Genomic DNA, 16,541 nt, shown 5'->3' with positions numbered 1-16,541 from the left:
TGGCTTCCTTTTTTATTTCGCTTTTTTCTCAATCGGTAAAATGAGTACTTCTACACGTCGGTTTTTACTTCTGCCTTCTGCTGTATCGTTTGAGGCAATCGGTTTGAATTCGCCATATCCTTTTGTACTAAAGTTCTCTTGGTCTAGATTGCTGTTTTCAAGAAGAATATTTAAAAAGTTCACAGCACGAATGGCGCTTAAATACCAGTTTGATTCAAATTCTGAATTTCTGATCGGTACATTATCTGTATGTCCGCTAATGACAATGTCACGAGCGGGATTAATGACGAGCAGCTTTGAGATTTCTTTTGCTAACGGGACATCCTGAGAGCGAATAACTGCCCGCCCAGAATCAAAGAAGATACTGTCCTCAATCGTAATGAGAAGTCCTTCATCCGTAAGCTTTGTTTCGAGCTTGGAACCAAGTTTTTTATTTGCAATGAATGAATCGACCTGCTGTTTGACCTTTGTGAGAACCGCTTGGTCTCTAGCCTTTGCTTTGGCTTCTTCATCTTTCTCTTCCTCGGCTGCTTTCTTGACTTGGTTGCTGTGTTCAGTTTCTTCCGTGCTTTGCATGCTGGATTGATCCATGACACCAGTACCGCCAGTAAAAACAACATTAAAAGACTTAGCCATCTGTTCATATTTTGCCGCATCAATCGAACTAGATGCAAAAAGCACAATGAAGAGGGCGAGAAGAAGCGTCAGAAGATCGGCATAAGGGATAAGCCAAGATTCATCTACATGGTCTTCATGATCATGTTTTTTACGTTTCCTAGCCATTTTGATTTTCTCCTTCTTCAATGACAAGATTTGCACGTTCTTTTGCTGGTAAGTACATAAGAAGTTTTTGTTCAATGACTTTTGGAGATTGACCTTCAAGAACAGAAAGAATGCCTTCGATCATAATCAGACGAAGTTTTACTTCTTCCTTTGATTTACGCTTCAGCTTGTTGGCAAATGGATGCCATAATACATACCCGGTGAAAATCCCAAGCAGTGTGGCGACGAAGGCAGCACTGATTGCATGTCCAAGTGCTTCAATATCTCCCATGTTGGCAAGTGCGGCAATAAGTCCGACAACGGCGCCAAGTACCCCTAGCGTCGGGGCGTATGTACCTGCTTGTGTAAAGATTAATGCGCCTGACTGATGTCGTTCAGACATGGCGTCGACTTCTTCTGTTAAGACGTCTCGAATAAATTCAGCACTTTGGCCGTCAACTGCCATGCTTAACCCGTTCTTTAGAAAATCATCATCGACTTCCTCAAGACTTGCTTCTAATGCCAAAAGACCTTCACGACGCGCAATTTGTGCCCAGTTTGAAAATAGAGGGATCATTTCTTGAATCGTTGGAAGCTGGCTGTCTTTGAAAATTTTGCCGAACAATTTTGGTGTTTTCTTAATTTCACTAGAAGGGAATGCGATGACAACAGCTGCAACCGTCCCAACAATGATGATTAATATAGCCGCCGGGTTGATAAGAGCGGTTAGACTCACACCTTTCAAAACCATACCGACACCTAGTGCAATAAATGCTAAAATAATACCAATTAACGATGTTTTGTCCATTATCTCACCAAATCCTTTAACTATCTTTTTCTATAGTTAATATCGGTGTGTTCTAGAAGGGTTTTAGTCAGAATATAAAATTAAGACAGTTTCTGTGAAGAATTTTTGACGAAAGCGCTTTCTATATGTAAAAAGAAGAAACTCCCTCTCATATAAAGGGAGTCTCCATTTAATCGTTTTGCGCTGGTTCATCTAAATGAAGCAGCTCTTTTAATTTTTCTTCATACATGATTTTGACAAGATCGTAGCTCCAATTCATCATGTGATCCACCTCTTTTTCTTTTATCCTAAAGGAAAAGAGGCGGGGGAGCGTCAGCGTTCAGATGGAACTTAGACGCCGCAACATGATGGAGAGGCATATCATCCTGAAGATGTAGTTATCCTTTTTTTACAACGATTTCGTCATGTTCAACATCCACAGTAAATCCAGAAAGATGCTCCTCTTCAAGCAGGATCTCCGTCATTTGATCTTCAACATGCTCTTGGATGGTTCTTCGAAGTGGACGAGCACCAAATGCAGGGTGATATCCAAGCTCTGCGATTTTTTCTTTCGCTTCATTTGTGACATGGATTGTTAAATTCTGCTCTTTTAATTGCTCTGACAGCTCATTAAGCAAAAGATCAACAATCTTCACTAAGTCCTCTCTGTCTAGTGAATCAAATTGAATGATGCTGTCAAAACGGTTCAAAAATTCTGGTTTGAAGTAGCTGCTGAGTGAATCAATGAGTGATTGTTCCTCAATTGCTTCCTCCTGATCAGACTGGAAGCCGACCTTGACCGTTTTATCTGCACTGCCTGCGTTACTTGTCATGATGATGACTGTATCTTTAAAGCTGACCGTTCTGCCTTGGCTGTCTGTTAAGCGGCCATCTTCCATGATTTGAAGGAACATGTGTTGTACATCAGGGTGTGCTTTTTCGATTTCATCCAGCAAAATGATGCTGTAAGGTTTTCTGCGCACTTTTTCAGTCAACTGGCCAGCTTCATCATGTCCAACGTAACCAGGAGGAGAACCGATGAGTTTGGACACAGAGTGTTTTTCCATGTACTCACTCATATCTAAACGTATGATCGCATCTCTTGAACCGAATAATTCTTCAGCCAGTGTTTTAGACAATTCAGTTTTCCCGACACCTGTTGGTCCAACGAAAAGGAAGGAGCCTGTCGGTCTATCTTTCGATTTTAATCCAGCTCTGCTTCTTTTCACGGCTTTCGCCACTTTATCAACCGCATGCTCCTGCCCGATTACTCGTGCTTTTAGACGGACATCAATTTCTTTCATTTTGGTTTGTTCGTCTGCTTGCAGTTTGCCGACAGGAATGCCTGTTTTTTGTTCCACAATGGCCTGAATGTCCTCTGCTGTGACGATATGCTCTTTGTCAGTTGTTTTGTTTTGAAGTCTTGCTTCAATAGCTTCTTCTTCATCGCGAAGCTTCGCTGCTTTTTCATATTGCTCTTCTTTTAGCGCAGCCTGTTTTTCTGCGGCAATTTGCGCTAGTCGGTTTGTCAGTTCATCTTCACTTGCTGCATCAATGGAGAGGTTCGCTTTTGAACCAGCTTCATCCATTAGATCAATGGCTTTATCCGGCAAATGACGGTCTTGAATATACCGCGAAGATAATTGAACGCACGCTTTGATGGCTTCATCTGAATAGGTGACACCATGATAGGCCTCGTACTTATCTTGAATACCTTTTAAGATGTCGATCGCTTCATCTGGTGTTGGCTCATCCACGATAACGGGCTGGAAGCGTCGTTCGAGTGCAGCATCTTTTTCAATTTGGCGATATTCTTTTAATGTCGTCGCACCTACTAGCTGCAGTTCGCCTCTTGCAAGGGCTGGTTTTAAAATGTTTCCAGCATCCATTGATCCTTCTGCAGATCCTGCGCCCACAAGAAGGTGGATTTCATCTACAAATAAGATGATATTTTTACGGCTCTGCAGTTCTTTAATTAACTGCTTCATTCTTTCCTCAAATTGACCGCGTACACCTGTGTTTGCGACAAGTGAAGAAACATCTAATAAATAGATTTGTTTGTTCTTTAATTTATTTGGTACATCACCGCTCGCAATTTTCAGTGCGAGTCCTTCTGCGATCGCTGTTTTCCCAACACCTGGTTCACCAATAAGAACAGGGTTATTTTTATTTCTTCTATTTAAAATCTCAATGACTCTTGCGACTTCTTCATCACGGCCAATGACTGGATCAATTAAGCCAGCATTTGCTCCATCTGTTAAGTTACGGCCAAGCTCATCGAGTAAGCCTTTTTGCTTTGATTGCTCCATGTTTGGGGCATGACCTGCCTGCTGAGAGAAGAATGAACTTCCTCCAAAAAGCTGAGGTCCCATTTTCATTTTTGACTGCTCCATCAAAGAGGTATAGCAGTCTTCACATAAAACCATTTGGCTCCGGGACGAATTTACTTGCATATTCAGGCGAATAGTTGCTTCATTTACTTGACAATGTTGACAACGCATTTGCCATGACCTCCTTAAAATAAAGTTTGACTTTATTTGACCAATGAATGTTAAAGAAAATGGTCTGTTGTTTGACCATCTTTGACTATAGTATACTCTGACCTATTTTGACTTTCAACTGTTTTGCTCAAAGACAGATAAAAATCCTTTTTTGCATTTAATCATGGTTTGTCCTTCTTTTCAAGGAACTTGTCTCATAGGATAAAAAAGAGACAATCGAAAGTGATGGGTGCGGAGGGGTCACATGAAACGTTCAAATGAATCCGCTTTTCAGCTTGCCTTTGTATATGTAGGAACAGTGGTTGGAGCTGGGTTTGCGACAGGGAAAGAAATCGTAGAATTTTTTGTTCGTTTTGGCTGGGTTGGACTATTAGGAATCCTGATTAGCGGTGTTATTTTTACTGGCCTTGGTGCAAAAATGATGCTGATTTCGAAACGAATCAAAGCAGAATCTTATCAAGATATGAACCGGTTTTTATTTGGCGCAGCTGCGAGTCGATATATTAATATTGTGATGTTTTTTATTTTACTCGGTGTTACCTCAGTCATGATTTCAGGCGCAGGGGCTATTTTTGAAGAACAGCTTGGCATATCGAAGGAGTATGGGATCTTTTTGACGATCATTCTGAGCGTCATTGTACTCTTTAAAGGTTCAAAAGGGCTATTTGGTGTTAACGTCCTTGTCGTTCCAATGCTGATTTTCTTTTCATTGATTGTGTTTCTTGATTCATTTGTTTTTAGCAGCAGTGAAAGTTATGTTCTTGCGCTGCAAATGGGTGAGGGCGAGTGGATACTATCAGCAGTGTCCTATGGTGCCTTTAATTTAGCACTGTCACAGGCAGTGTTAGTACCCGTTGCAAATGAAATGACCTCTGAAGCAGTCATTAAAAAGGGAGCGGTGCTTGGGGGCGTCATGCTGACACTCATTTTGCTTGCTTGCTTTTTATCTCTTTCTTCATTAGATATGCTGGAGGCCTTTGATATTCCAATGGCTCAGGTGGTGTATCAAGTCGCAAACTCCATTCATCTCATTTATTTATTTGTCATCTTCGGTGAAGTTTTTACATCCGTCATAGGCAATTTATACGGGCTGGAGAGACAAGTAAGGGCATATATCCGAATGAACAGCATCTTTACGATATCCCTTATTCTCATATGCTGCTATGTGATTAGTAAAATTGGTTACGGTACACTGATATCAACGGTTTACCCGGTTTTTGGATATGTCAGCATCTTTTTTATTCTCTTTCTTTGTCTAAAAAAAGTGCCTGAACCGCTAGGTAAGTAAAGAAAGGATAGCCTGCATGAAGAATATGTGGTACACTATCCTCTGTGAAAATTGAACAAAAATCCGTGAAGACGGGAGAGGTTCTAGCAAAACCCTCTATAAAAAACTAAGGACTTGCCGTATCCTTGGATGTGGCATTTTTTATTTTTTATGGCTGGGACACCTCATACACATGTAAAGGTGTCTTTTCTTTTGAGAAGAATAGGGGTTTTCAGGAGCCTTTCAGATGCAGTGTTGTACGGTTGTACGCATCTGCAAAAGGAGGAGAACAGAAAATGAAAAATGAAAAAGCAGTCGTTGTCTTCAGCGGGGGACAGGACAGTACGACATGTTTATTATGGGCACTTCAACAATTTGAAGAGGTAGAAACAGTGACCTTTCATTATAATCAGCGTCATCAAGAAGAAATTGATGTCGCCAAAAGAATTGCTGACAAGTTAGGTGTGAAGAATCATCTATTAGATATGTCACTTTTAAATCAGCTGGCACCTAATGCTTTAACAAGAGATGACATTGACATTGAGGAAAAAGAAGGAGAGCTTCCTTCTACATTTGTGCCAGGAAGAAACTTAGTGTTCTTATCCTTTGCCTCTATTTTGGCGTATCAAATTGGAGCAAGACATATTATCACTGGTGTTTGTGAGACAGACTTTAGCGGCTATCCAGATTGCCGTGACGAGTTTGTGAAATCTTGCAACGTCACAGTGAATTTAGCAATGGAAAAACCATTTGTAATTCATACACCACTGATGTGGCTGAATAAAGCAGAAACATGGAAGCTGGCAGATGAGCTCAATGCACTGGATTTTGTGAAAAATGAAACGCTCACTTGCTATAACGGCATTATTTCTGATGGCTGCGGGGAATGTCCTGCGTGTAAGCTGCGGAAAAACGGCTATGACACTTATATGGAAATGAAGGAGGCAAAATAAATGCTTTCTCAAATCTATCCACAAACCGATCATCCATTTTCATTTGAATTGAATAAAGACATGCATGTTTCGGCTGCCCATTTCATCCCACGAGAAGATGCGGGCGCATGCAGCCGTGTTCATGGTCATACGTATACCATCAATATCACAATTGCGGGCGACGACCTAGATGAATCGGGATTCCTTGTCAATTTCAGTACATTGAAGAAGCTCATTCATGGGCAGTACGATCATACGCTGCTCAATGATCATGAGGAATTCTCATCAAACAATCGATACGCGATGCCAACCACTGAGGTGGTGGCAAAGACCGTACATGACAAAGTCGCAGCGTATTTATCGACTTTAGCGAACAAGCCAACTTGTGTACAAGTCTTTGTCAGAGAGACACCAACAAGCTACTGCATTTACCGTCCGAAACGAGTTGAGATCAATGGCTAAAGCGATTCCTGTATTAGAAATCTTCGGTCCAACCATTCAAGGAGAAGGAATGGTGATTGGACAAAAAACGATGTTTGTCAGAACGGCTGGCTGTGACTATTCTTGCAGCTGGTGTGATTCCTCCTTTACATGGGACGGCTCAGCGAAGCATGATATTCAGTGGCTTGAGGCAGAAGACATTGTCAAAGAATTAAAAAGAATAGGCGGACAGGCTTTTTCTCATGTCACCATTTCAGGAGGAAACCCGGCGCTTTTAAAACAAATGGAATCCCTCATTGATTTACTGCATGAAGAAGGGATTGATACAGCGCTTGAAACACAAGGGACGATGTATCAGGAATGGTTTTTGAAAATTGATGATTTAACCATTTCCCCTAAGCCGCCAAGCTCGAATATGAAAACAGACTTTACGAAACTAACACGTATCATAGATGAGCTGAAAAACGGAAATAGATTGAAGCATGCAAGCCTGAAGGTCGTGATCTTTGATGATCGTGATCTAGCCTATGCGAAGGATGTTCATGCGAAATACCCTGAGCTTCCTTTTTATTTGCAGGTAGGAAATGATGACACGACGACAGGTGATGATGCGTACTTATTGACGCATTTATTAAAGAAATATGAAGCGCTTGTAGATCAAGTCGCACAAGATTCAGACTTAAATCGCGTAAGAGTGCTGCCACAGCTGCACACGTTATTGTGGGGAAATAAACGAGGCGTATAGAAAGGAAGAGATGTCATGACGACAAGAAAACCAGAAGAATTAGAAGGTGTCACGTTACTAGGAAACCAAGGAACCAATTATTTGTTTGATTACGCACCACAAGTGCTTGAAACGTTCCCAAATAAACATACAAATAGAGATTACTTTGTGAAATTCAACTGCCCAGAATTTACATCACTATGTCCGCAAACAGGACAACCGGATTTTGCAACAGTTTATATCAGCTATATCCCAAATGAAATCATGGTCGAAAGTAAATCACTAAAATTATATTTGTTCAGCTTCCGTAACCATGGTGACTTCCATGAGGATTGTATGAACATTATTATGAACGACTTAATCGAATTGATGGATCCAAGATATATTGAAGTTTGGGGCAAATTTACGCCAAGAGGCGGTATTTCAATTGATCCGTATACGAACTACGGGAAACCTGGGACAAAATATGAAGAAATGGCATCGTATCGTATGATGAACCATGATATGTATCCAGAAACGATTGATAATCGCTAATAAATAGGAAAAGACATGCCAGATGCATGTCTTTTTTTATGGGATTGTAGCGATTCAATCATAAAAAAAGAGAAGAGTCATGTCACTCTTCTCATACGAATGGGAATAGAACTTGCTAGGACGGCTGGGGGCTACCAGCTCGTAAATATATTATACATGACAGAACGTATGTTTGTAAAGGTGAATCATGCTTTTTTTGCTTATCTCATTTCATTTAAGATAAAATAGGGGTATTGAATGGTAAATGGAGGCGTTGGATTTGGCAAACAAAGAAGAGCGGGCAGAGCAGCTGCTAATGGAGCTTAGAGAAGAGCTTCAAATGCTTGAACATCAAAACAAAGAACGGTATAAATGGAGTGCCTCCACATTGCTTGGAGTGATTGCCCTCTTGATTGATAAAGGAGTGATCACCCCTGAGGAAGTCGAGATGTACAAGATGAAGGCGGAAATGCAAACCTTTCATACGCAAAAAGACTGATGCTTACTGACATGGTGTATGGTGAGAAAAAGAAAAGGACATAACAAATTGATGACTCAATTGATATTATGTCCTTACTTCTGCAATTCGTTTTCACAGCATTAAACCAGCTTATACATTAAAACATCATCCCAGTATTCATGATCATTTATTTTAAATTCTTTTATTTTACGTCCTTCTTCTATAAACCCCATCTTTTTGTACAAAGAAATGGCCTTTTGATTTGTAGAGAAAACGGCTAAACTAACCTTTTCAATTGAAGGATTCTTTTCTGCCCAATGTAATAAAGCTGTTAGTAACTTTTCCCCTACGCCTAAACCTCTATAACTCTTATGCACCATCAGCCCGAATGATCCCGTATGAGAAGTTCTTTTTCTATTTGATGAATGTTCAAAGGCTATCCACCCAATGACTTTCTCATCAGTTTGAGCAACTATGTACGTCTCGTTTTCATTTTCAATTCTTTTCTGTATCCATTTCCTGTGTTCTATGAGGGTTTTTTTGTTTTCCTCAGGTGATGTAAGTAGATAATCTGATTCAGCAATAACTGATTTCTGTATTTCTAAAGTCATTTCAGTATCTTCCATTTTTCCAAAACGTACAATGATATCATTGGAATTTTGCATATTAGTTTCTCCTGTCTAGAGCTAATACGGCATCTTATCATTTTTTTAAAATGAAAAAGAAGGGTATTGAAATAGAAATCACCATATGGTCAAATCGTGATTAACTTTGCTTTATATATACGTATGTACCGATCGTCTGTATTGAGGATTGCAATTAATGTACGGAGTCTTTGATGATTTTATAGTTTTTATGATTAACGACTGTTAGTGAATCCAGTTCTAAATCTCTATAGTTGTCCATAATGGTGACATCCACAATGACAGAGTTTTCATTCACTTTTTCAACTACACCTGTTAAACCATTTCTAAATTCGATCACATTTCCAATTTTTGCAATCTTCAACCGATCCCTCTCCTTTAAAAACAGATTTCATTCCCTATTAAAAAGTATTTTGCAATATTTTCATACCAATGTAAAGGATAAAGACGTTTTTGTTTTGTTTTCGTTGTATGCTCTTCTAACGAATGGTATATTTAATATTTGATCATGGCTGAAAAGGAGCGGTTTTTTTGACTGAAGAACAAATCCTCACAATCATCGAATCTTTACGGAATGGGACGGAAAAACAGGTGACCATCCAAAAAGATGACTTTTTAACGTTTCGTTCTGTTTTGGTGAATCAAGATGATTTTAAACATTTTCGCGGAATCGCCAAACATGGTGGAGATGTTATTTTTGAATATCTTACAGAAGCAAGAAGCTAAAGCTTTTTCTCATTGATGAGAGAAAGCTTTTTTATTTTCGTTCTTTTGTCACACTTCAAACCACTTTGATACATATGAAAAGAAAATGTAATAACCCATAAACAGGAGCATAAGGATGATGATAGGTGAAAAAGGGACCTTTTTAAGCGCTAACAATTCCATTTTATGTGCGCAAAACTAGGACATGCCATTTAATGACGGAATTTGGACAGGCATGTAAATCTTTGTGCGTGAAAATAGAATGAGGTCTTGTTAGAGTGGACAAGTATCTTACAGCCTACTTTGATTAAAGGAGGAAAAAGGCGAATGATTAAAATTCATACAGCTCTTTTTGTCATCCTTATGCTGGTTGCAGCAATGAAGATGGACAATATACAAGAGCAGCAAGGCACATTAAGTCACGAACTTTCACAAGCACCTGTTAAACATCAGCTTTCATATATAGAGCAAGATCACGATCAAGTCATTCCAGCATTTTCTGAAGAGAAGCGTCAGCCAAAAGTGAAAATGCTAAGTACGTCAACAGAAGAAAAGTCTTCAAAACCGAAGCAAAAGAAAAAAGTAAAATCTGAAACGACGAATAAGGCAAGCGGCAAACAGTATTCTAATGTAGAAATGGACTTGCTTTCTCGATTGGTACACGCTGAAGCGAAAGGTGAATCTTACGAAGGGAAAAAAGCGGTGGCAAGCGTTGTTTTAAACAGAGTAGAGCATCGTTCTTTTCCTGACAGCGTGAAAGGTGTGATTTATCAGCGAAATGCTTTCCAGCCAGTATCGAATGGAAGTATTCATGATAAAGCAGATCAAGATTCCATTAAAGCTGTGAAGCAGGTAGTAAAAGAGCATGACAGAACAACAAAGGCTATCTATTTTTATAATCCAAAAACGGCAACAGATCATTGGATTCGTTCCCGCAAAATTGTAGAACGCATCGGACGTCACGTATTTGCCGTATAAAGAAAAAGAGCGATCAATGAGATTGCTCTCGGCGTGTAGACAAAATTTACACGCTTTTTTGTATAATATGGGCAATAACATATTTCTGTGGAGGATGAACATGCTATCGAAACGTGAAGAAGAAAGAAGAAATCAATTAGAAATAGTGGCCCTAGATGAATTAGTGCCTGAAGATCATTTGATTTCGTTTATGATCTTGTCAAAGGATTATTATAGTTCAGACAATGGCAGATAAAGTGTGGGTATTGTTGTCCTTATGAAAATGGTTTTGATCTAATATCTATTTGGCAGGACTATCTAGATGAAGCAGACCATCTGAGACTCACACAAATGAATAAGGACATCTATGCAAAAGGAAAGAGACAATAGAACGTGTTTTTGCAGATGCAAAAGAAAAACATGGTATGCAATGGGCGAAACTTCAAGACTGAAAAAAGTTTCAATGCAGGCGATGCTTACTTTCGCGGCCATGAATGTTAAGAAATTAGTCAAACTGGACATGGAAAGGACCATGTACAACGTAAGGTAACTTATCAATTTTATCAAAATGAAACCCCCACTTTTACTCGAAGTAAAGGTGGGGCTTGACTACGGTCTTAGACCCTAAAGGTCTGTTTAATTCATCAAGTAGATAACCTAGAATCACGTGTTCCAAAACGAATATCCGGATTTACACTAGAACGTGTTCCATTTCCTACAGCAAAATCGTTATCATGTTGAGATAAAGTTATAAGAGGAAAATCTTGAGTAGTAACGCTACTGCCTGTAGCATTTCTTACAGTCAGATCAGTTGATTCAGGAGAAGTAGCATTTCTTGAATTCACATCAAAATTGACAGATGATAAAGAGATCACACCTAGCAATGCTGAAGCACTCAAAAAACCAGTAAGAACCGTTTTAAAATTCATATGAACAGTCGCCCCTTTGGATTTGTTTTCGGGCGTACATCACTATTTCATACATTTTTACAGATTCATCCATACGCCCATTCTCATTATAGTACCGAGCCGCTTCGAGCGCTAGGTCTTCCATGTATGGATAACCCCTCTCATTCTCTAATTTTTCCAACGTGCTCAAGACCTCACTTAGGTTTGCTGTTTTTAAAAATAAAATTTCCAATACCATTAGTAACGATAAAAACAGATCATTTTTTCTATTCTTCGCTTCTTCCAAGCCTCTTTTGAAAAATCTTTCTCCCTCAATAAATTCCTTTTGACTCAAATGAAATAACGATAATTCATAATAAACCAAAAGCAACTCTGTAGCATGAATAGGCTCTCCTTCAAGAATAACCTGATTAAAATAAGCTAGTGCCCTATTAAAATCACCTAATCCTTTATAACAACTACCAATATTAAATAATGACTTCACAATCATTGGCTTATTAGAAATTGCCTTAGATTTTTCTAAAGCTGACAATAAATGAGGAAGCGCCTTTTCTCTGCATTCAAAATCAATGAAATTACCTGCCATAACAGTTAGACAATTAATTTCTCGAATCATATAAAGTGAATTGCTCTTATGTGCCTTATAAGTATCATAAGAAAGACCAACGTAATACATAGACACGTGGGTCTGTTTCATGTGATAAAACACTTCTGATAATTTGTAATAAAATTCCGCTCTTTCTAACTCATCTCCTACTTGCTCCAAGCGCTTTTCCGCGCGCTTATAGAACACAATAGCTCTAATAAACTCACCATTTTTGAATTCATACATTCCTTGAAAAAAATTAAAATAGTATTCAAGAATGGCTGACATTTTCTTTCCTTGTCCTTCTACAGCTTTCAAGTAATCCGACTTTTCAAGTGGTTCTTTAGAAGGCTGCACATAGTCTGTCATCAATTGATGACGGAATTCCATCAACTGAAAATAAAGAACCGCCTGTTCATCTTCTTCCATGACATCGATATCTTTTCTAACCTCTTCTCTTAGCATATGTGCCTCTTTCACATTGAATCTTTTTATATGCTTATACCAATCATTGATCTTGATCGCTACAACTGGAGACGGTATAGACGCCATCTACAATCCCCCCTAGAAAACCAATTTTTAATAAATGTTAGCACAATAATTCCTAATAAAACCCTTTTTAACCATTTATGTGTAAATTTTCGGCATGTCGCAATCACTTTTTAAGCAAGTAGGACACAAGGCATATCTGTTTTTAGATGCTATCGTAGCAGTTAAAATGGCAAACGTTTTTAAATCCCATATAAGCGCACTTAAAGCGTCACACTATTAAAAAATAAACGTGCTTAGAATCGAATATAAACGCTATTGGTGGTGTTTTTGAAATAGGCGCCAAGTATTTAAGAAACAAAAAAACAGGCTGAAGAGCCTGTTCTTTATTATCCAGTGATGACCATATTGATGAAAGGGACACTCAGTAAAAAGAAAACAACGGCAAAAAGAACTTTATACCCCATCTCTTTTTCTTTATTATTTTTACGTTTTTTCATATAAACAGCAAAATAAGAAGCACCGATTAACATCATCAATACTGGTACTACAGTCATCATAAATTCTCCCCCAAAATAAAAGAACCTATATTGCGGTCACCGCAACTCAAAAAGAAATTTTCCAATTAATTCCCAAATGTGAATCAATCAATGATAGGATGAAAACATGTCAAAAAAGGAGGGAGAACTATGACTTATGCTGTTTTATTTTTTTACGCCGCCACTTAATAAAAGTCACTGAGAACACAATAAGTAAAATCGCAATAAGCTTGAAAATAAAGCGAGTGAAGAAAGTAGCATCTTCGAACTCCGTTGCAAAAATACAAGCTCCTATGATTATCCCGATCATGCCTACTACCCAATTCCAAAACACATCAACCACTCCCTGATTACCTTTTTTTAAAAGAAAATCATTTTTTATCCATATATATATTATCGCACAAAAAACAAGGGGGAAATATCCAAATTGAAAAAGTTCATAATCGTGCTTTTAGGCCTGACACTATTTTTAATATTTCCATTACAAACCGTAGCCGCAGTAACCCATCAACCTCAAGAAATTAAAGAATCTTATCAAACCGAAATTGAAGGTAAGGTACATACTTTCAATTCTGTGACCAAAGGTAGCACTCAAACAATAACGATTGATAATGGCGAACGAGTAGATACCGTCTCTTTTGACCGAGCAAAAAAAGAACTTCGTATCAACAATGAATTAGTTGAGTTAGAGGAATTTGAAGAAGCTGGAAAAGAATTAATCAATGAAGACGGCGAGATTAGCACAAAGTCAAACAAAGATTACCAATGGAGACTTGTAAAAAACTATAAAAACAAATTCAACATCACTGTTGCTATTGTCGCTCTTGTGACAGGTGCTATTTTAGCATTACCAACGGGGACCGGTGCTATAGCTGGCGCAGTCTTGACACTGAAAGCAGTAGCCATAATTGCTACAGCAGTAACATCCGCTTCAGGATCAACAGGTCAAAAAGTCTTTCATTACACATTCAAAACGTACTACAGTCCGAAAAACGGCTACTGGAACAACAAATTTGTCTTATCTGTCTACAAAGATTCAAAGCGCAAAAAACTTCTAAAAAAGGTTAGCCATCAAACACGACTCGGAAAAAAATATTAAAAAAGGAGCAGGCTCCAGTAAGAGTCTGCTTCAGATTGTTGACAAAGGATTAAAATGTTGTTTATTTTAGTCCTTTGTCTTCTTAATTTGTGATATAAATTCCTTAAATTCTAGGAAGGACGAGTATTGGCGCGGAGCAAGTTTGACATTCGTGAGCACCAGCACGTGGGACTGACACCGATAGCGAGGGTTTGTTTACATGCTTAGAGCGATCAATGAGATTGCTCTTTTTTTGTCTTCAATTATTAAAATATTTTTTGGACTTGTCTCATAGAATGTGAAAAGAATTTGCTTTAGACAAGGGGAGGCTACATGAATCGATTTGTAAAAGGGGTCATTCTGCTATCTGTCGCAGCTTTTATTGCGGAGTGTATCGAGTTTTTAGTCAATATGATTTTAGCGAGAGAGCTTGGAGAACATGGAATGGGTTTATATATGAGTATCCTTCCAATCATCATGCTTGTCCTTGTGATCGCCAGCTTAGAGCTGCCAGTCTCCATTTCTAAATTCATTGCAGAATCACATGAGCGTCTCCACAAAAGTATGCTCCGTCATGCCTTTAAAATGACGCTTGTGGTGACAAGTACAACAACAGGTATAGCCGCCATTGTACTGCCTTTCATTCCAGTGTTTCAGTCGTATCATCCGCTTATGAAGGGCCTAGTGCTGTCACTTATCCCGATTATTGCGTTTACCTCCATTGCCCGCGGCTACTTTATGGGAAAGCAGCAAATGGGCAGAATCGCTCTAGCCAATATGATGAAGAAAACGATCCAGCTGATCTGCTTATTTTTGTTTTTTCATTGGTATTCGTTTGATATTGAAACAGCAGTTCTTATCGCCATCGGTGTCATTGTTGCGAGTGATCTTGTCGTCTTTATTTATTTATACTCCCAATACGTCATGGCGAAAAATGCTGTGAATGTCAGGTCTGTTGAATTAAGAGGGATTGATGTGCGAAAGCGCCTATTAGCCGTTTCCATACCGACAACGGGCATGCGCATCTTTCATGCGATCGCTAATGCGGTTGAACCATTTTTAATCAAAGGAGCGCTCGTTGCAGCAGGCATCTCTGGAACACTTGCTGTTGATCATTACGGCATGCTGGCTGGTGTCGCGATGTCGATCGGTTTTTTCCCAGCGTTTATCGCTCATTCCATCATGATTGTGATGATTCCGAGTGTCTCTGAAGCCTATGCTTTAGGTCAGTATGATCTTGTGAAAAAACGTGTCAGACAGGCGATTCTCATAACGTTTGGATACGGGGTGCCGGCAGTGATGGTTATGTATTATTTTGCTTACCCACTCACACAGCTCTTTTTTGATTCACCGCAAGCTGCTGTCTATTTACAGCTGCTTTGGCCATACTTTTTATGCCACCTGTTTGTGATGCCGTTTCAAGCGTGTTTAATCGGTATGGGGCTCATCAAAGATGTGTTCCTACATAATATATGGGTGCATGTCGTCTCTTTTTCTATGGTGTATTTCCTCGGTTCAATGGAAAGCTTGAATATGATGGGGGTCATTTTAGGGATGAACACAGGCATGCTGCTTTTGACTGCGCTGCATTATGCGACGATTTGTAAGGAGCTCGGCGTTTCAATGTTTCTTACATTGAAAAAAGCTTGAATGTCATCGCCATCGAGAGGGCAAGCTATAAGAAAACTGGGAAGGAAGATCCTGATGAATCGTAAACGTCTACCCGCCAGTCTTCTGATGATGACCATGCTGCTATTTGTAATGAGCGCAGCAGCGGAAGCAAAAGAGCCTGTGATGGCGCCAAGAATAGAGGCACCGACATTAACTGGTGAAATGCAGATGGTTCCCGCAAAAGGGAAAAAGACCATTTTGCATTTTTGGACAACATGGTGTCCGTCCTGCAAAATGGAGCTACCCGAATTTGAACAGATTGTGAAAGAAAATCAGAGTGATGTTGACATCTTGACCGTGAATTTACTAGGTGCTGAACAAAGTAAACATGCTGTTGCCCAATTTGTGAAAGACAGAAGGTTTACATTTCCGATCATACTAGATGAACACGGAGAAATGATGAAGAAATATCAAATTATCACCATTCCAACGACCTTTTTGATTAATGAAAAAGGAGAAGTGGTGAAAAATCATGTAGGTCCACTGACGAAAAAACAAATCAAAGAGTGGACGAATTCGTAGAACAAATCCTTTCTGTTAAAGAACCAATTCTGTTGGTTCTTTTTTTGTGTTCATT

20 protein-coding genes, 1 pseudogene and 1 riboswitch are annotated in these 16,541 nt (G+C 39.1%); of the genes and pseudogenes, 13 read left to right on the top strand and 8 right to left on the bottom strand.

Annotated elements, in window-relative coordinates:
- Positions 1–12: 12 nt before the first annotated feature.
- The 3 genes from motB to V6Z54_RS00880 form a co-directional block, all read right to left on the bottom strand.
- Entirely contained in the window at positions 13–783 is a 771-nt protein-coding gene (gene motB, locus V6Z54_RS00890; RefSeq protein ID WP_041085025.1) for a flagellar motor protein MotB, read from the bottom strand.
- The gene (gene motA, locus V6Z54_RS00885) at positions 776–1,570 is read right to left on the bottom strand and encodes a flagellar motor stator protein MotA (protein WP_041085024.1); all 795 of its coding nucleotides are present in this window, start codon (positions 1,568–1,570) and stop codon (positions 776–778) included. The genes motB and motA overlap by 8 nt, the downstream gene beginning before the upstream one ends.
- A 377-nt stretch (positions 1,571–1,947) precedes the next feature.
- Positions 1,948–4,050 (bottom strand): ATP-dependent Clp protease ATP-binding subunit, encoded by a 2,103-nt coding sequence (locus V6Z54_RS00880; RefSeq protein ID WP_338527606.1) that lies wholly within the window; start codon positions 4,048–4,050, stop codon positions 1,948–1,950.
- Positions 4,051–4,294: 244 nt separating this feature from the next.
- Here V6Z54_RS00880 and V6Z54_RS00875 point away from each other — a divergent pair, with 244 nt between their 5' ends.
- The 6 genes from V6Z54_RS00875 (at position 4,295) to V6Z54_RS00850 (ending at position 8,426) form a co-directional block, all read left to right on the top strand.
- A complete protein-coding gene (locus V6Z54_RS00875; RefSeq protein ID WP_073979416.1) occupies positions 4,295–5,338 on the top strand; it encodes a hypothetical protein in 1,044 nt (347 codons plus the stop codon).
- A gap of 71 nt (positions 5,339–5,409) precedes the next feature.
- A riboswitch (PreQ1 riboswitch) is annotated at positions 5,410–5,454 on the top strand.
- A 159-nt stretch (positions 5,455–5,613) separates the two neighbouring features.
- A complete protein-coding gene (gene queC / locus V6Z54_RS00870) occupies positions 5,614–6,270 on the top strand; it encodes a 7-cyano-7-deazaguanine synthase QueC (RefSeq protein WP_024424683.1) in 657 nt (218 codons plus the stop codon).
- A complete protein-coding gene (queD, locus tag V6Z54_RS00865; protein ID WP_269103717.1) occupies positions 6,271–6,711 on the top strand; it encodes a 6-carboxytetrahydropterin synthase QueD in 441 nt (146 codons plus the stop codon).
- Positions 6,704–7,435, top strand: a complete 732-nt coding sequence (gene queE, locus V6Z54_RS00860) for a 7-carboxy-7-deazaguanine synthase QueE (protein WP_338527605.1) — start codon at positions 6,704–6,706, stop codon at positions 7,433–7,435. The genes queD and queE overlap by 8 nt, the downstream gene beginning before the upstream one ends.
- Before the next feature lie 15 nt (positions 7,436–7,450).
- On the top strand, positions 7,451–7,948 hold the full coding sequence (gene queF, locus V6Z54_RS00855) for a preQ(1) synthase (protein ID WP_003211403.1): 498 nt from the start codon (positions 7,451–7,453) through the stop codon (positions 7,946–7,948).
- A 259-nt stretch (positions 7,949–8,207) separates the two neighbouring features.
- Positions 8,208–8,426 carry a hypothetical protein gene (locus tag V6Z54_RS00850; RefSeq protein ID WP_041085018.1) on the top strand — a complete coding sequence of 73 codons (219 nt, stop codon included), beginning with the start codon at positions 8,208–8,210 and terminating at the stop codon, positions 8,424–8,426.
- A gap of 101 nt (positions 8,427–8,527) precedes the next feature.
- Here V6Z54_RS00850 and V6Z54_RS00845 read toward each other — a convergent pair whose 3' ends face one another.
- Both V6Z54_RS00845 and V6Z54_RS00840 read right to left on the bottom strand, forming a co-directional pair.
- Positions 8,528–9,052 carry a GNAT family N-acetyltransferase gene (locus V6Z54_RS00845; protein WP_041085017.1) on the bottom strand — a complete coding sequence of 175 codons (525 nt, stop codon included), beginning with the start codon at positions 9,050–9,052 and terminating at the stop codon, positions 8,528–8,530.
- A 154-nt stretch (positions 9,053–9,206) separates the two neighbouring features.
- Positions 9,207–9,395, bottom strand: a complete 189-nt coding sequence (locus V6Z54_RS00840; protein WP_003211747.1) for a DUF2187 family protein — start codon at positions 9,393–9,395, stop codon at positions 9,207–9,209.
- A 167-nt stretch (positions 9,396–9,562) separates the two neighbouring features.
- On the opposite strand from V6Z54_RS00840, the gene V6Z54_RS00835 reads away from it, so the two are divergent.
- The 4 genes and pseudogenes from V6Z54_RS00835 to V6Z54_RS00820 all read left to right on the top strand — a co-directional run.
- Positions 9,563–9,757 carry a hypothetical protein gene (locus V6Z54_RS00835; protein WP_039178090.1) on the top strand — a complete coding sequence of 65 codons (195 nt, stop codon included), beginning with the start codon at positions 9,563–9,565 and terminating at the stop codon, positions 9,755–9,757.
- A gap of 306 nt (positions 9,758–10,063) precedes the next feature.
- Entirely contained in the window at positions 10,064–10,714 is a 651-nt protein-coding gene (locus V6Z54_RS00830; RefSeq protein ID WP_041085016.1) for a cell wall hydrolase, read from the top strand.
- Between the two features lie 100 nt (positions 10,715–10,814).
- Positions 10,815–10,949, top strand: coding sequence for a hypothetical protein (locus tag V6Z54_RS00825; RefSeq protein ID WP_258954563.1), 135 nt, complete (start codon positions 10,815–10,817; stop codon positions 10,947–10,949).
- 47 nt (positions 10,950–10,996) lie between these two features.
- Positions 10,997–11,238: pseudogene (locus V6Z54_RS00820) on the top strand (transposase); the annotation flags it as partial.
- 99 nt (positions 11,239–11,337) lie between these two features.
- Here the strand turns inward: V6Z54_RS00820 and V6Z54_RS00815 are convergent.
- The 3 genes from V6Z54_RS00815 to V6Z54_RS00805 all read right to left on the bottom strand — a co-directional run bounded on the left by V6Z54_RS00815 (position 11,338) and on the right by V6Z54_RS00805 (position 13,233).
- The gene (locus tag V6Z54_RS00815; protein ID WP_268474452.1) at positions 11,338–11,622 is read right to left on the bottom strand and encodes a hypothetical protein; all 285 of its coding nucleotides are present in this window, start codon (positions 11,620–11,622) and stop codon (positions 11,338–11,340) included.
- The gene (locus V6Z54_RS00810; RefSeq protein WP_338527604.1) at positions 11,612–12,739 is read right to left on the bottom strand and encodes a Rap family tetratricopeptide repeat protein; all 1,128 of its coding nucleotides are present in this window, start codon (positions 12,737–12,739) and stop codon (positions 11,612–11,614) included. Before V6Z54_RS00810 ends, V6Z54_RS00815 begins: the two co-directional genes overlap by 11 nt.
- Positions 12,740–13,065: 326 nt before the next feature.
- On the bottom strand, positions 13,066–13,233 hold the full coding sequence (locus V6Z54_RS00805; RefSeq protein WP_175297137.1) for a hypothetical protein: 168 nt from the start codon (positions 13,231–13,233) through the stop codon (positions 13,066–13,068).
- Positions 13,234–13,642: 409 nt separating this feature from the next.
- Between V6Z54_RS00805 and V6Z54_RS00800 the strand changes: the two genes are divergently transcribed.
- From V6Z54_RS00800 to stoA, 3 genes are all read left to right on the top strand, one after another.
- Positions 13,643–14,314: a hypothetical protein gene (locus V6Z54_RS00800; protein WP_073979418.1), complete on the top strand. Its 672-nt coding sequence runs from the start codon at positions 13,643–13,645 to the stop codon at positions 14,312–14,314.
- Positions 14,315–14,626: 312 nt separating this feature from the next.
- The gene (locus tag V6Z54_RS00795) at positions 14,627–15,943 is read left to right on the top strand and encodes a polysaccharide biosynthesis protein (RefSeq protein ID WP_039178095.1); all 1,317 of its coding nucleotides are present in this window, start codon (positions 14,627–14,629) and stop codon (positions 15,941–15,943) included.
- A 54-nt stretch (positions 15,944–15,997) separates the two neighbouring features.
- Positions 15,998–16,486: an endospore biogenesis thiol-disulfide oxidoreductase StoA gene (gene stoA / locus V6Z54_RS00790; RefSeq protein ID WP_041085014.1), complete on the top strand. Its 489-nt coding sequence runs from the start codon at positions 15,998–16,000 to the stop codon at positions 16,484–16,486.
- Positions 16,487–16,541: the final 55 nt, after the last annotated feature.

Source organism: Bacillus sp. MAG717A (assembly GCF_036884855.1).
In the GTDB taxonomy this organism is placed as follows: Bacteria; Bacillota; Bacilli; order Bacillales; family Bacillaceae; genus Bacillus; species Bacillus safensis.
The sequence above is the reverse complement of the archived record's forward strand: the minus strand, read 5'-3'. Positions and strand labels throughout refer to the sequence as shown.

Bases quoted from the DNA above. Each gene is read 5' to 3' on its own strand.
- motB (WP_041085025.1), bottom strand. From the start codon at position 783: ATGGCTAGGAAACGTAAAAAACATGATCATGAAGACCATGTAGATGAA.
- V6Z54_RS00845 (WP_041085017.1), bottom strand. From the start codon at position 9,052: ATGCAAAATTCCAATGATATCATTGTACGTTTTGGAAAAATGGAAGAT.
- V6Z54_RS00830 (WP_041085016.1), top strand. From the start codon at position 10,064: ATGATTAAAATTCATACAGCTCTTTTTGTCATCCTTATGCTGGTTGCA.
- V6Z54_RS00805 (WP_175297137.1), bottom strand. From the start codon at position 13,233: ATGACTGTAGTACCAGTATTGATGATGTTAATCGGTGCTTCTTATTTT.
- queF (WP_003211403.1), top strand. From the start codon at position 7,451: ATGACGACAAGAAAACCAGAAGAATTAGAAGGTGTCACGTTACTAGGA.
- queE (WP_338527605.1), top strand. From the start codon at position 6,704: ATGGCTAAAGCGATTCCTGTATTAGAAATCTTCGGTCCAACCATTCAA.
- V6Z54_RS00825 (WP_258954563.1), top strand. From the start codon at position 10,815: ATGCTATCGAAACGTGAAGAAGAAAGAAGAAATCAATTAGAAATAGTG.
- stoA (WP_041085014.1), top strand. From the start codon at position 15,998: ATGAATCGTAAACGTCTACCCGCCAGTCTTCTGATGATGACCATGCTG.
- V6Z54_RS00795 (WP_039178095.1), top strand. From the start codon at position 14,627: ATGAATCGATTTGTAAAAGGGGTCATTCTGCTATCTGTCGCAGCTTTT.
- queC (WP_024424683.1), top strand. From the start codon at position 5,614: ATGAAAAATGAAAAAGCAGTCGTTGTCTTCAGCGGGGGACAGGACAGT.
- queD (WP_269103717.1), top strand. From the start codon at position 6,271: ATGCTTTCTCAAATCTATCCACAAACCGATCATCCATTTTCATTTGAA.
- V6Z54_RS00815 (WP_268474452.1), bottom strand. From the start codon at position 11,622: ATGAATTTTAAAACGGTTCTTACTGGTTTTTTGAGTGCTTCAGCATTG.
- motA (WP_041085024.1), bottom strand. From the start codon at position 1,570: ATGGACAAAACATCGTTAATTGGTATTATTTTAGCATTTATTGCACTA.
- V6Z54_RS00810 (WP_338527604.1), bottom strand. From the start codon at position 12,739: ATGGCGTCTATACCGTCTCCAGTTGTAGCGATCAAGATCAATGATTGG.
- V6Z54_RS00875 (WP_073979416.1), top strand. From the start codon at position 4,295: ATGAAACGTTCAAATGAATCCGCTTTTCAGCTTGCCTTTGTATATGTA.
- V6Z54_RS00880 (WP_338527606.1), bottom strand. From the start codon at position 4,050: ATGCGTTGTCAACATTGTCAAGTAAATGAAGCAACTATTCGCCTGAAT.